Source organism: Mesorhizobium sp. M0815 (assembly GCF_040319995.1).
Lineage (GTDB): Bacteria > Pseudomonadota > Alphaproteobacteria > Rhizobiales > Rhizobiaceae > Mesorhizobium.
This window is the reverse complement of sequence record NZ_JAMYOU010000006.1, coordinates 223,366-236,794: the sequence shown is the minus strand read 5'-3', so window position 1 is coordinate 236,794 and position 13,429 is coordinate 223,366. Positions and strand designations below refer to the sequence as shown.

10 protein-coding genes, 1 other RNA gene and 2 pseudogenes are annotated in these 13,429 nt (G+C 62.7%); 9 read left to right on the top strand and 4 right to left on the bottom strand.

The features are described from left to right. Positions 1-126 precede the first annotated feature (126 nt). The 3 genes and pseudogenes from NKI01_RS10395 to NKI01_RS10380 form a co-directional block, all read right to left on the bottom strand. Positions 127-792, bottom strand: a complete 666-nt coding sequence (locus NKI01_RS10395) for a class I SAM-dependent methyltransferase (protein WP_023721217.1) — start codon at positions 790-792, stop codon at positions 127-129. Next, positions 789-2,087: a BtaA family protein gene (locus tag NKI01_RS10390; RefSeq protein WP_352963065.1), complete on the bottom strand. Its 1,299-nt coding sequence runs from the start codon at positions 2,085-2,087 to the stop codon at positions 789-791. Before NKI01_RS10390 ends, NKI01_RS10395 begins: the two co-directional genes overlap by 4 nt. Positions 2,088-2,118: 31 nt before the next feature. Further along, positions 2,119-6,116: pseudogene (locus tag NKI01_RS10380) on the bottom strand (hydantoinase B/oxoprolinase family protein). Between the two features lie 172 nt (positions 6,117-6,288). On the opposite strand from NKI01_RS10380, the gene NKI01_RS10375 reads away from it, so the two are divergent. From NKI01_RS10375 to NKI01_RS10345, 7 genes and pseudogenes are all read left to right on the top strand, one after another. Then, the gene (locus tag NKI01_RS10375; RefSeq protein ID WP_023721215.1) at positions 6,289-6,495 is read left to right on the top strand and encodes a hypothetical protein; all 207 of its coding nucleotides are present in this window, start codon (positions 6,289-6,291) and stop codon (positions 6,493-6,495) included. 319 nt (positions 6,496-6,814) lie between these two features. Further along, entirely contained in the window at positions 6,815-7,534 is a 720-nt protein-coding gene (locus NKI01_RS10370) for a J domain-containing protein (RefSeq protein ID WP_023721214.1), read from the top strand. Further along, the gene (locus tag NKI01_RS10365; protein WP_352481545.1) at positions 7,531-8,298 is read left to right on the top strand and encodes an N-acetylmuramoyl-L-alanine amidase; all 768 of its coding nucleotides are present in this window, start codon (positions 7,531-7,533) and stop codon (positions 8,296-8,298) included. The genes NKI01_RS10370 and NKI01_RS10365 overlap by 4 nt, the downstream gene beginning before the upstream one ends. 185 nt (positions 8,299-8,483) lie before the next feature. Further along, positions 8,484-9,227, top strand: coding sequence for a lytic transglycosylase domain-containing protein (locus NKI01_RS10360; protein ID WP_352481544.1), 744 nt, complete (start codon positions 8,484-8,486; stop codon positions 9,225-9,227). Between the two features lie 59 nt (positions 9,228-9,286). After that, positions 9,287-9,685, top strand: an RNA gene (gene rnpB, locus NKI01_RS10355) — RNase P RNA component class A. 151 nt (positions 9,686-9,836) lie between these two features. Beyond that, a complete protein-coding gene (locus tag NKI01_RS10350) occupies positions 9,837-10,121 on the top strand; it encodes a type II toxin-antitoxin system ParD family antitoxin (RefSeq protein WP_352481543.1) in 285 nt (94 codons plus the stop codon). After that, positions 10,118-10,410 (top strand): annotated as a pseudogene (locus NKI01_RS10345) (type II toxin-antitoxin system RelE/ParE family toxin). Before NKI01_RS10350 ends, NKI01_RS10345 begins: the two are co-directional and overlap by 4 nt. Positions 10,411-10,419: 9 nt before the next feature. On the opposite strand, the gene NKI01_RS10340 reads toward NKI01_RS10345, so the two are convergent. After that, positions 10,420-11,535 (bottom strand): cystathionine gamma-lyase, encoded by a 1,116-nt coding sequence (locus NKI01_RS10340; RefSeq protein WP_352495118.1) that lies wholly within the window; start codon positions 11,533-11,535, stop codon positions 10,420-10,422. A 406-nt stretch (positions 11,536-11,941) separates the two neighbouring features. Between NKI01_RS10340 and mraZ the strand changes: the two genes are divergently transcribed. Continuing rightward, positions 11,942-12,400 (top strand): division/cell wall cluster transcriptional repressor MraZ, encoded by a 459-nt coding sequence (gene mraZ, locus NKI01_RS10335; protein ID WP_352481541.1) that lies wholly within the window; start codon positions 11,942-11,944, stop codon positions 12,398-12,400. Continuing rightward, on the top strand, positions 12,397-13,428 hold the full coding sequence (rsmH, locus tag NKI01_RS10330) for a 16S rRNA (cytosine(1402)-N(4))-methyltransferase RsmH (protein ID WP_023721208.1): 1,032 nt from the start codon (positions 12,397-12,399) through the stop codon (positions 13,426-13,428). The genes mraZ and rsmH overlap by 4 nt, the downstream gene beginning before the upstream one ends. Position 13,429 lies beyond the last annotated feature (1 nt).

Genomic DNA, 13,429 nt, shown 5'->3' with positions numbered 1-13,429 from the left:
TCACCACCGTGCCATGGCCGCTCGCCCTTCAGAGCAAGCGCCGTTCTCTCTCCAAAACTTTTTGCAGAACCTTCAGGACACTATCCGTTTTCGACTCGGCCTGACCTGAATCTCAACACACCCTGGCTATCGACCTAGGCCGATCACAGCGAGCCACGCATAGCCGCGATAAAGCGCTTGGAAACGGAAGCTTGCACCGGTTCTTGCAGATTCCGAATCCAGAACCGCGCGCAGCGATTGACGTGGCTCGACATGGAATTTTTTCAGCCAGCCGCGCAGCAGCGTGCGGAACCAGCGGGGCAGGGCCTCCTGCTGGCCGAAATCGACGATATGCAGCGAGCCGCCAGATGACAGGGCAGCAAGAGCCGCGGATACCGTCTTCTCCCAGCCGGGGATCATCGACAGCGAATACGAGACAAAGACGCGGTCGAAATTTTCGACGCCGAACAGCGCCTTTGCGTCGAAATCCGTGGCATCGCCGCGCGCCAGCGTGACGCGGCCGGAGAGGCCTTCGCGGGCAAGGGCGGCGGTGGCCGTCTCCAGCATCTCGGCCGAAATATCGAGGCCGAAGAAGCGCGCGCCGGGATAGCGGCGGGCGGCAAGGATGATGTTGCGGCCGGTGCCGCAGCCGAGCTCGAGCACGGTGCCGCCGGCCGGCACATCCAGGCCGGCGATAAGCCGGTCGCGACCGAGCAAATAATATTTGCGGGTCAGGTCGTAGATATGACGCTGCCAGCGGTAAACGCCGTCCATCAGCTCGGCATGGCTGGCCGGCAACTCGGTCGTGCTCATGCGCCCTGCTTCACGTAGAGATGAAAGCCGCCATAGATCGCCGAGCGGTCGCGCGCCGAAAACTCGCGCGAGGCGTCGTTCTCGTAGCGCCACTGGTCGAGCAGCGAATTCGAGACGCGGCCGGGCAGCAGGCTGGGTTCCGCTGCGGTGCGGAAGATGACGCGGGCGCCGGTGGAGGCGGTTCGGGTGATCTCGGCCCACAACCCGTTGAGCTGGTCGTCCGTCATCCAGTCCTGTGCGTCGAGCAGCACGAAGCGGTCGACCGAACCGGCATCCTTGCTGGCAAGGAACTCGATCAGATTGGCATGGTGGATTGCCACGCGATCGACATTGTTGCGGATCGTCTTGTAGTTGCGCTTTTCGAGATAGGCGGGCAGGGCGGCCTCGCCGGGATTGGGATAGCGGCGGGCAAAAGCCTGCCAGGCGAAATAGTTGGTCTTCAGCGGAAAATCGCAGGCGAGCTTTTCCAGCCGCGCCTTGAGCACGCTGGCCATGGTGCCGTCACCCGAGGTGATCAGCGAATCGTACTGGGCCGGCGGAATGCCGAGGCCGAACAGCGAAGCTTTTCGCGAAGTCGCCCATTTCAGCAGCGGTTTTTCGAAGACCGGCGCCAGCTCTTCGTCGAAGAAGCGGCGCTGATCGGCGATGCTCTTGGCGTCCATGATGTCGGCCGGGTCGACGCCGAAGAATTTTGCGGTGCGATGGCCCATGGCGATGAACAGGCCAAGCAGGCCGGTCTGGTAGAAATTGCGGTCGAAGACAGCGATGCGGCGACGGCCGCGCCAGCTGCGGCGCTCCCAATAATGGCGGCTGACCGGGTCGAGATGCGGTGCGATGAAGCGGTCGTAGGCCTGCGAATTGTGCCCGGTCTCAGCCGCGCCGAAGAAACGGAACAGGTCGCCCTGCGACGGCAGGTGACGGACGGCTTCGAGCTTCATACGGTTCAGCGCGATGTGGGCGGTGTTGAGGTCGACGGCATCGATCCTTTCCGGCGACCGGGTGAGATAGGCGAGGATGTTGCAGCCGCCCGAGGCAATGGTGACGATGCGGTGACCCTTGCCGAGCTGCATCGCGTCCATGTCGATTTCGGGGTCTTCCCAGATCTGCGGGTAGACAAGGCCGGAGAACAGGAAGGCGAACAAGCGCTCGGAGATGCCGGCTTTCGACAGCGGGCGGTTCTGGTAGACGGCTTTGCCAACTTCCTTGCCGCGGCGAAAAACCAGTTCTCCAGAAATGTCCGTCATGGCAAGGCGATTCCCCGTTTGCTTTGCCGCAAGCGGGTAGCGCAGGGTCATGACAGGCCGGTGACAGCCTGTTGACGCGAGCTCAGGCCTTGCCAAATCCACCAGGCGTCGGCGTCGTCACGATGACTGCCTCGCCGGCGTCGAGGATGGTCTGATCGCAGGCCTTCAGGACCTCGACGCGGCCATCCTTGCGGCGGATCTTGGTCGAGCCAACCTCGCCATCGCCGCCGCCGTCCAGGCCTTGCGGCGGGCGGTTGCGATGCGAGGACAGGATCGCGCATTCCATTTTTTCGAGGAAGCGGATGGTGCGCTTGGTGCCGTCGCCGGCATTCCATTTGCCTTTGCCGCCGGAACCTTCGCGGATATGGAAATCTTCGAGCAATACCGGGAAACGCAGTTCCAGCACTTCCGGATCGGTCAGGCGCGAATTGGTCATGTGGGTGTGGACGCCGGAGGTGCCGTGAAAGCCGCGGCCGTCGTTCATGCGGCCGGCCGGCGAACCGGAGCAGATCGTCTCATAATACTGGTACTGCTTGTTGCCGAAGGTGAGATTATTCATCGTGCCTTGCGCATTGGCCATTGCCCTCATCGCGCCGAACAGCGCGTTGGTGACGTGCTGCGAGGTCTCGACATTGCCGGCGACGACTGCCGCGGGATAGGCGGGCTTCAGCATCGAGCCGTCGGGAATGACGATGTTGATCGGCCGCAGACATCCGGCATTCATCGGGATGTTGTCTTCGACCATGACGCGGAAGGCATAAAGCACCGCGGCACGGGCGACCGGCTCTGGCGCGTTGAAATTGTTCTTCATCACTGGCGACGTGCCGGTGAAGTCGACGGTCGCTTCGCGCTTGTGCCGGTCGACCGATATCTTCACCTTGATCATTTGGCCGGTGTCGGTCGGATATTCGTATTCGGAACTGCCGGGCAGCCGCTCCAGTACGCGACGCACGCTTTCGGCGGCATTGTCCTGGACATGGCCCATATAGGCTTCGACGACGCCAAGGCCGAAATGCGCGACCATCTTGCGCAGCTCGGCGACGCCCTTTTCGTTCGCGGCGATCTGCGCCTTGAGGTCGGCGATGTTCTGGTGCGGATTGCGCGCCGGGTAGGGGTGGTCGGTCAGCAGCGTCTCCAGGTCCTTCTCGCGGAACCTGCCGCGATCGACGATGCGGAAATTGTCAAACAGCACACCTTCCTCATCGACGGTAGTGGCAAGCGGCGTCATCGAGCCGGGCGCGGTGCCGCCGATGTCGGCATGGTGGCCACGCGAGGCTACGTAGAAGAGGATCTCCTCCCCCCTCGAGGGGGAGGTGGCGGCGAAGCCGCCGGAGGGGGTCGTTGCGGCAGTGCTCGACGCATTTGTGGTGCCTTCTGAGAGGACCCCACCCGGGCGGGAAGGGGGCCCCCCACCCCCCGGGGGGGGGGGGGAACAACCCCCCCCCGGGTGGGGGTCGTTGCGGCAGTGCTCGACGCATTTGTGGTGCCTTCTGAGAGGACCCCACCCGGCCGCTTCGCGGCCACCCTCCCCTCGAGGGAGAGGGAAAACACCGGTGTCACCACGGTGATATCAGGCAGATGCGTGCCGCCATTGTAAGGGGCGTTCAGGGCAAAGACGTCGCCGGGGTGAATGTCGCCGGAATTGAGCCGGATGATGGTCTCCACCGAGCGATCCATCGAGCCGAGATGCACCGGCATATGCGGCGCGTTGGCGACCAGCGCGCCATTCCGGTCGAAAACGGCACAGGAGAAGTCGAGCCGCTCCTTGATATTGACCGAATAGGCGGTGTTCTGCAGCGTTACGCCCATCTGCTCGGCGATCGACATGAACAGATTGTTGAAGACCTCCAGCATCACCGGATCGGCTTCGGTGCCGAGTGCGGCCTGCCGGTGCTTCTTCTCGATGCGGCGCATCAGTACATGGTCCTTGGCGGTGATCTCGGCCTGCCAGCCGGGCTCGACGACGATGGTCTGGTTCGGCTCGATGATCAAAGCGGGGCCGGCGATCTTGTTACCGGGCTTCAGCGTTTCGCGAGGGAAGATGCCAGCGTCGCGCCAGATGCCGTCGACGAAAATTTTCCGCGTCCCGGAAGGACTTGCGGCCTTGTGTTCAAGAAATGAATCGCTTTCGTCGCGGCCGGTGCTGCCGGTATCGGTACCTTCGACGCCGACCGATTCGACGATCATCGGCTTGTCGTCATAGACGAAGCCGAACTGCGCCTTGTGCGCCAGTTCGAAGTCCGCCTTGGCCTGCGCAATCGAGCCGTGCCCAAAGTTCACAGGCAGCGCGGTATCGGTGCCGTCATAGCGGATCTGCAGCACCGGCTTCGAGGCGACCGCGTCTTCGGTGATGCCTTGCGCGGCGAGTTCGTCGATGACGGCTTTGCGCAGCGTTGCGATGAGCTCGTTGATCGCCGGCCCGGAATCGTCCGCCAGCGGCTTCAGCAGCGCCTGCTGGCGTGACGCAAACACCGAGGACAGGCCGATGCCGTATGCCGAGAGCAGGCCGGAAAAGGGATGGATCAGCACAGCCTCCATGCCGAGCGCATCGGCGACGAGGCAAGCGTGCTGGCCGCCGGCGCCGCCGAAACAATTCAGCAGGTATTCGGTGACGTCGTAGCCGCGCTGCACCGAAATCTTCTTGATGGCATTGGCCATGTTTTCGACGGCGATGGTGACGAACCCTTCGGCAACGGCTTCCGGCGAGCGGCCGTCGCCGATTTCGGCGGCAAGTGCGGTGAACGTCTCGCGAACTGTCCGCACGTCGAGCGGTTCGTCCTGGCCCGGCCCAAAAATGGCCGGAAAGAAGTCGGGCTGCAGCTTTCCCAGCATGACATTGGCGTCGGTGACCGCAAGCGGACCGCCGCGCCGGTAGGCGGCCGGGCCGGGATTGGCGCCGGCCGAATCCGGCCCGGCGCGAAAGCGGCCGGCCTCATAGTGCAGGATCGAGCCGCCGCCGGCGGCGACGGTGTGGATGCGCATCATCGGCGCGCGGATGCGCACGCCGGCGACCTCGGTGTCGAAGGCGCGCTCGTAGTCGCCATCATAGTGGGCGACATCGGTGGAGGTGCCGCCCATGTCGAAGCCGATGACTTTGCCGAAACCGGCGAGTTTTGCCGTCTCGACCATGCCGACGACGCCGCCGGCCGGGCCGGACAACAGCGCATCCTTGCCCTGGAACATGTCGGCGGCGGTGAGGCCGCCCGACGACATCATGAACATAAGGCGGGGGGATTGGCCAATCTCCCCCGTTGTGGGGGAGATGCCAAGTGGCGGCAAAGGGGGCAGGGCAGAGGGGGGCGTGACAGACTGAGATGTTGGCGGGACAGCGCCCCCCTCTGTCGGCTTCGCCGACATCTCCCCCACAAGGGGGGAGATTGGCGCGGCACCCAGTTCCGCCGCAACCCTTTGCACATACCTTGCCAGGATCGGCGACAGATACGCGTCGACCACCGTGGTGTCGCCGCGGCCGACCAGCTTGATCAGCGGCGAGACCTCGTGGCTGACCGAGACCTGCGAGAATCCGAGCTTTCGACAGACTTTGGCGACCGCCTTTTCGTGATCGGGATGTTTCCAGGCATGCATGAAGACGATCGCGACCGCATCGATACCGTCAGCCTTGGCCTGTTCGATGGCAGGACGCACGGAGGCGATGTCGAGCAGGCGTTCGACACGACCGTCGGCGCGCACGCGTTCGTCTATCTCGATGACGTGCTCGTAGAGCTGTTCGGGAAGGATGATCTGCTTGGCAAAGATATCGGGCCTGGCCTGATAGGCAATCCTCAGCGCATCGCGGAAGCCCTTGGTGATGAGCAGCAGCACGCGGTCGCCCTTGCGCTCGAGAAGCGCATTGGTGGCGACCGTGGTGCCCATTTTGACGTCGCCGATCAGAGCGGAAGGGATTGGGGCGCCGGGCTGGACGCCGAGCAGTTCGCGAATGCCCTGGATGGCAGCGTCGGCATAGGCTTCGGGATTTTCCGAAAGGAGTTTCCTGGGATACAGCCCGCCTTCCGGGTCCCGGCCGATGATGTCGGTGAAGGTACCGCCGCGGTCGATCCAGAAATCCCATCTTGCGGTCATGGCAGCGCCTCCGGCATTTTCATTTTACGCATCCTGTTAGTGCTCAACGCTTTGTACGGCCAAGCGCTTGATGTTACACGCGGAAACGCAACGTTACGAAACTCATCATGACCTGATGCATTGTGTCCTCGATCGTCGCCGGTAACGGTGGCGTGATTAGAGGAGAGATATCATGAAGAAACTCATTCTTGCGTCGGTCTCGGCGCTTGCCTTGCTTGGCGTTGCGGCCTGCAGCGACAGCGGCACCGACAACACTACGACGCAGAGCACTAACCCGCCGGCATCCGACCAGACGATGAAGCCGGCTGCTCCTGACGCCAACAAACCTGCCGAGCCGGCCCCGGCCCCCGCTCCTGCGCCGGCTGCCCCGGCGCAATAATTGATGTGACAACCAAGAGAGGCCGGCCTCACACGCCGGCCTTTCTGCTGCTTACGATACCCGCGCTTTGCGGCCGAGTGCGCCGACGCAGGTAACCGCAACGCGAAAAGTACGCCTCGCCCCTTACTTGCGCCGAAACGACGACCCAAGGCGCCAATCGCCAGGCTCGCCGTTTGCGCGGCGAGGCTGCCGTCTGCGGATTTTCCATGGGTGAGCGCTAGCGCCAGCCGCCTCAGGCATTCCGCCAAATCGATTGGGCCAGCCCCTGCGGCACTGTCTTGGCTTGATAGCGATGGGCGGTTGGCCCTATGAAACCCTCATGTCGATTTGGGACCGCCTCGGCGACTTCGTCACACGCGTTTCATCTTCAGCGTCGTCAGGCGTCGCCGAAGTGGTCGAAGCCGTGCGCACGGTTTTCTCCGGCGATGCCGATCTGCGCCGGCGCGTCGCCTTCTCGGTGGCGATGATCGCGCTGTCGGCCAAGATGGCCAAGGCAGACGGCATCGTCACCCAAGACGAGGTGCGCGCCTTCCAGGAAATATTCGAGGTGCCGAAGGAACAGAGGCGCAATGTGGCGCGGCTCTACGATTTGGCCAAACGCGACATTGCCGGTTTCGAAACCTATGCCGAGCGGATGGCGCAGCTTTGCGGTTCGGGCCATTCGAATTGCCTGATGCTGGAGGACATACTCGACGGGCTCTTCCACATCGCCAAGGCCGACGGGCTGGTGCATGAGCGCGAGCGCCAATTCCTGCATCGCATCGCCGAGATCTTCCGCATCGATGAGGCGCACTACCAGAGCATCCTGGCGCGGCATGTCGATCTGGGCGCCGCCGATCCTTATGTTGTGCTCGGCATCGAGCGTGGGAAGCCGTTCGAGGAGGTCCGCAGGCGCTACCGCAAGTTGGTCTCCGACAATCATCCGGACCGGCTGATCGCACGCGGCCTGCCGCAGGAATTCATCAAGATCGCGACGACCAGGCTGGCGGCGATCAACGCGGCCTATGAGATGATCGAGCGAGGCCTGCGGCACGCATGAGCGGCTTTCCGCCCGACGAGCCGAGCGCCGAGGTTAGGGTATCGCCGAATTTCGGACCGCGGCGCGGCACGCTTAGACCCGATATGATCGTGCTGCACTACACCGGCATGGCGACCGGCGCCGGCGCCGAGGCATGGTTGTGCGATCCGGCAAGCGAGGTCTCGTCGCACTATCTGGTCCATGAGGACGGCCGCATTGTTCAGATGGTAAGGGAAAGCGATCGCGCCTGGCATGCCGGCAAGAGCTGGTGGTTCGGACAGAGCGACATCAACTCCTGTTCGATCGGCATCGAGATCGTCAATCCGGGGCATACTCTCGGCTATCGCAATTTTCCAAAACCGCAGATCGACGCGGTGATCGGCCTGTGCGTCGGCATTGTCGAGCGCCATTCCATTCTGGCGCAGCGGGTGCTCGCCCATTCCGACGTGGCACCGGGGCGCAAGGTCGATCCGGGCGAGAAATTTCCATGGAAAGCCTTGTTTGCCGCCGGTGTCGGCCATGTTGTGCCGGCAGCACCGATCCGGCGCGGCGCCGTACTGAAGCCAGATGATACCGGCGCCGAGGTCGAGGCGCTGCAGTCGATGCTGTCGCTCTATGGTTATGGCGTCGAGATCACCGGCGCTTTCGACCGGCAGACCGAAATCGTGGTCGAGGCATTTCAGCGGCATTTCCGGCAGCGCCTGGTCGATGGCATGGCTGACGGATCGACGATCCGCACGCTGGAAAGGCTGCTCGCTTCCGCAAGGATAGCCTCTCTCAAATAATCTTTTCCCAGATTAAAAGTTACAATCTGTTACCTAAAGTGACTTGCGCCGCCTTCTTTGGCGCCAATTCCGTCGTCAAAGGCGATCCGTACAGATTGTCGGACCTCTATCCCCCCAGATGTTCCGATGTTGATTGAGGGTATCTGCGCGAAGTTCTTTGTGCAGATCAAACAGAACAGGATCACATGCAGAAATTGACCGTTTTAACGGCAGCCATTGCTGCCGGCGTAATGACTTTTGCCTTCAGCGCGGCGAACGGCGCACCGCTGAGCCAACGGGCCGATCAGGGCTTCAGTGCCGCAGCCGGCAAAACCGCCATGCCGAAAGGTGGTGCAAAAGTAGAGAAGACCACCACCGCAAAAGTGGAAAAAGCGGCCGCGGTAAGAACGAAAAAGCCAGTCTCCGCGAAAAGGCCGACCGCTGCGAGAAAGACAATCTCCAAACAGCATGTGAAGCGTAACCGCAAACGCATCGACCGTATGGCAACGGCGTCAGTCGCTCCGAAGAGCAGGCCAGCGCCCCAGGCGGCGGTTGTCGGCGGCAGCGGACAGTATTCGGCGATCATTGCGCGATATGCCGCCAGCTACGGCGTGCCGGTGTCGCTCGCCAATGCCGTCATCAAGATCGAGAGCAACTACCAGCCGAACCAGGTCGGCAGCGCCGGCGAGATCGGCCTGATGCAGATCAAGCCGGCGACGGCAAGAATGATGGGCTATAGCGGTTCGGTTCAGGGTCTCTACGATCCCGATACCAACATCAAATACGGCATGAAGTACCTTGCCATGGCGCGGGATCTCGGCGGCGGCACGACCTGCGGCACGATCCTGAAATACAATGCCGGCCACGGCGCCACACGGATGAACCCGGTGTCCGCAGCCTATTGCGGCAAGGTCAAGGTGCAGCTGGCAGCACTTGGAGCGCCCGCCTGACAAGCGATAACTTGCTTTTTCGTTTGCGTTTTCGGGCCTGAACCCCTTTATACGCCTTGCCAGCTGGCCGGGCGGCCGCACCCGCGAAGCCGAAAGGCTGCGGGTGAGGAAAGTCCGGGCTCCATGGAGACACGGTGCCGGTTAATGGCCGGCGGGGGCGACCCCAGGGAAAGTGCCACAGAAAGCAAACCGCCACGATCTAATCGTGGCAAGGGTGAAAGGGTGGGGTAAGAGCCCACCGCGCGACTGGCAACAGGAGCGGCACGGTAAACCCCACCGGGAGCAAGACCGAATAGGGGCGGTGCGAGGGGAAACCCTCGAGGGCTGTTTCCGGCTCACCGTCCGGGTAGGTTGCGTGAGGCGCATGGCAACATGCGCCCAAGATGAATGGCCGCCACGTTCTCGCCCCGTACGGGGCGAGGGCCATACAGAACCCGGCTTACAGGCCAGCTGGCAGTTTCCCCGATAAAAGGAAATCTCCTGATATCAGCAGGTTACGTCTTCGGGCGCAGCCGTTGATTCACTTTTCGACCCGCAATCGAGCGCGACATTCCTTGAAAATGGTGCGATTAAATCGTACCAGTTGATGACGATATTCAGGAGCGCGTCATGGGACAGGTCGATAAACGTAGCATCACGCTGTCGCCGGAGTTGGCCGCGGCAGTCGACGACGTGGTCGCCGCCGGCGAATATGCCTCGGCGAGCGAGGTGATCCGCGACGCACTGAGGCAATGGAAGGACAGGCGCGACCTGCTCGGCTACACGGTCGAGGAATTGCGCAAGATGGCGCAGGAGGGGATCGACAGCGGACCGGCGCTTGACGGGCCGCCAATCATGGAACGGCTGCGCGCCAAATATCTGAAAATGGCCGAGGCCAAAGGCCTTGAGGAGTGAAATATCGCCTGCTTCCTCAGGCATTGATCGACCTCGAAGCCATCGTCGACTACATTGCCGAACAGAATCCAAATGCGGCGGTTCGCCTCGTGGATCTCTTGCAAAGGCGGTGGATTTGCTGACCCTGCATCCCTTCTCAGGTGCACCGCGCGAAGACATTGCGCCCGGCATCCGTCACCTGATCGTCGGCGAATACCTCACTTTGTATCGTGTCCGCGAAGAGGCGATCGAAATCGTTCGCGTTCTCCACGGCCGGCGCAAGATCGACGCCGGCGATCTGAATTCGTAGTCGCGCTGCTCAGGTGCCGATGCGGTCTAGCGACGTCTCGATCGCCTGCCAAAGCTCTTCCACCGGCTCGCAGCCGATCGACAAGCGAACGAAGCCGGGCGGAACGGCATCTCCCCTTTTTGATCGCCGTTCGGCCGAAGTGTGTACGCCGCCGAACGATGTCGCTGCCTGCATCAACGCGCAGTTGTTGATGAAATCCTCGGCCTTGTCCTCCGAGGCGAGCACGAACGAGATGAGAAATCCGAAGCGCTCCATCTGGGCGCGGGCAAGATTGTGTGATGGGTCGCTCTCCAGTCCCGGAAAGCGCAAGCCGCTGATTGCGCGATGGTCTTTCAGCCGTCGCGCTATCATTTCGGCGGAAGCGCACATGCGGTCGAAGCGCACGTCCAGCGTTTCGAGGCCGCGATGTACCAGCCATGCCTCGAACGGCCCGGGGATGGCGCCCGACGTCTCGCGCCAGTCGGTCACCCTCGAGATAATATCTGCGTTGCGGCTGGCGACATGGCCGAACAGCACATCGGAATGGCCGTTCGGCGCCTTGGTGTCGGCAGCAATGACGATATCGGCGCCGAGATCGAGCGGGCGCTGGCCGAAAGGCGTCATCGTCGTGTTGTCGACCACAAGCATCGCACCCGCTTTGTGCACGGCTTCGGCGACGGCTGCGATGTCGCATATGTCCAGTCCTGGATTGGCGGGCGTTTCGACGAAGGCAAGCCGGTATCCGTCAAAGCCGCCGTCGAGGAAGCTCGATGTCGGCCGGACATCGTACGCGACGCCGAAGGACTTCAGGAAACGGTCTGCCAGCGCTCTCGTCGTATGGTAGCCGTCGGACGGCAGCAGGATACGGTCGCCGGCTTTGAGCAGGCCGAAAAACACCGCCGAGATGGCAGCCATTCCCGAGGGAAAGGCGACGCATGGGGCGTCTTCCAGATGCGCCAGCATGTGCTCGACTGCATCCCAGGTCGGATTGCTGAAGCGGCCATATTGATCGTAGCCGGTGGCGTCACCCGGCGCGTGGAAAATGGCGGCCATGGTCAAGGGCAAGGGAATTGGGTCGCCCTTGGCCAGCCCGGCGCGACGCAGATGAGGAAGTGCCGCGGCGCGCGACTTGGCTGTTTCAGACATGGCTTCAAACCTCGTTACTGACCGGAAAAGGAGATGCCGAGGCTATGCGCGGCAACGATCCGCAGCAAGCCGCGTCCGGTTGGACCACACGGCTCTAAACCCTTCGTTAGGCTTAATGGAGGATAAAGACCGGAGTGCCGTCAAAGCTGCTCTCCCCAGTCGTGGCAGGCGCGTTTTGAAGACTGTTCCCGTTGACGCCCATAACACCCCATGATATCCCATTCCGATACTCAAGCCTTCGTTCCGTGTCAGGGTGAAGCGTACGCCAATCGGGCAGCCGCGGCGGCTGCGCGTTTGCCTGCGTTCGCCCGTCATAATGAAGTGGGTTTTGGACGGCGACCGGGCCGGGGCGGCGCGGACAGGAAGATGCAGAGGGGTGCGGCGGCGCAAGCGGCCGTAAGGCGTAATGGACCGGTTTCTGTCGAACGCGGTGAACAGGATCGATGCGAAGGGACGGGTGTCCGTGCCGGCGCATTTCCGTGCCGTTGTGCAGAAACGCGGCTATTCGGAACTTTATGCGCTACGCTGCCTGGATCGCCCGGCGATGGATGTCGGTGGGCTCGACCTGCTCGATCGCTACGAGCAGCGCATCGCGCAGGAAGACCCGTTCCTGCAGGCGGCGGACGACATGTCGTTCTTCTGCCATGGCGATGGAACGTTTCTGAAGCTCGACCAGGACGGCCGTATCACGATGAGCGATTTCATTCGCGAGCATACCGGCATTTCAGCGGAAGTGGCCTTCGTTGGCCGCGGCAATTTCTTTCAGATCTGGGAGCCGGGACGGCTCAGCGCCTATGGGACGGAAGCTCGCGCCCGGCTTTTGCAGCTTCGGCAGGGGACGAAGCCCGGGGAGCGGCCGGAATGATGGCGGGCGACGGCGATGAAGTTCATGCCGTTGGCGGACCAGCCCGTCACATTCCGGTCCTCCTTGCCGAAGTTCTGGAGGCGCTGGCGCCGACAAAAGGCGAGGTGCTCGTCGACGGCACGTTCGGTGCTGGCGGCTACACGAAGGCCATTCTGGCAAGCGGAGCCTCGGTCGTCGCCATCGACCGCGATCCGGATGCGATCGCGGCGGGGCGGACCCTTGAACAGCAGTCCGGCGGCAGGCTCAGGCTTGTCCAGGCACCGTTCTCAACGCTCGACGAGCAGGTTGAAAGTGCCGATGGCGTCGTGCTCGACATCGGCATCTCCTCCATGCAGATCGACCAGCCGGAGCGCGGCTTTTCATTCCGCGCCGATGGACCGCTCGACATGCGCATGGCGCAGGCGGGCCTGAGCGCCGCCGACGTCGTCAACACTTTCAAGGTGGGCGATCTTGCCCGCATCTTCGGTTTTCTCGGCGAAGAACGCCATGCTGGGCGCATCGCCCGTATGATCGAGAGCCGTCGCGAAAAACGCCCCTTTGAGCGCACGCTCGACCTTGCCGATGCCATCGAGACGCATATCGGCCGCGCGCCGAAAGACAAGATCCATCCAGCCACCCGGGTTTTCCAGGCGCTGCGCATCTTCGTCAACGACGAGCTCGGCGAGCTGGCAAAGGCGCTGTTTGCCGCCGAGCGCGTGCTGAAACCGGGCGGGCGGCTTGCCGTGGTGACCTTCCATTCGTTGGAGGACCGCATGGTCAAGCGCTTTATCGCCGACAGAGCTGATTCAGCGACCGGATCGCGGCACCTGCCCGAGGCGCAGGCGCGCACCGCCACCTTCACCAAGAAGGGCAGCGGCGTGACGCCTGGCGATGCCGAGATTTCGGCCAATCCGCGGGCGCGCTCGGCAAGGCTGCGCGCTGCGATCCGTACAGAGGCGCCGGCGCGCGCTGGTGATTTTTCGATTTTCGGCCTGCCAAAACTGCCTGGCCCAAAGCTTCCCGGTGCCGATCGACCGGGAGAGAGGTGAA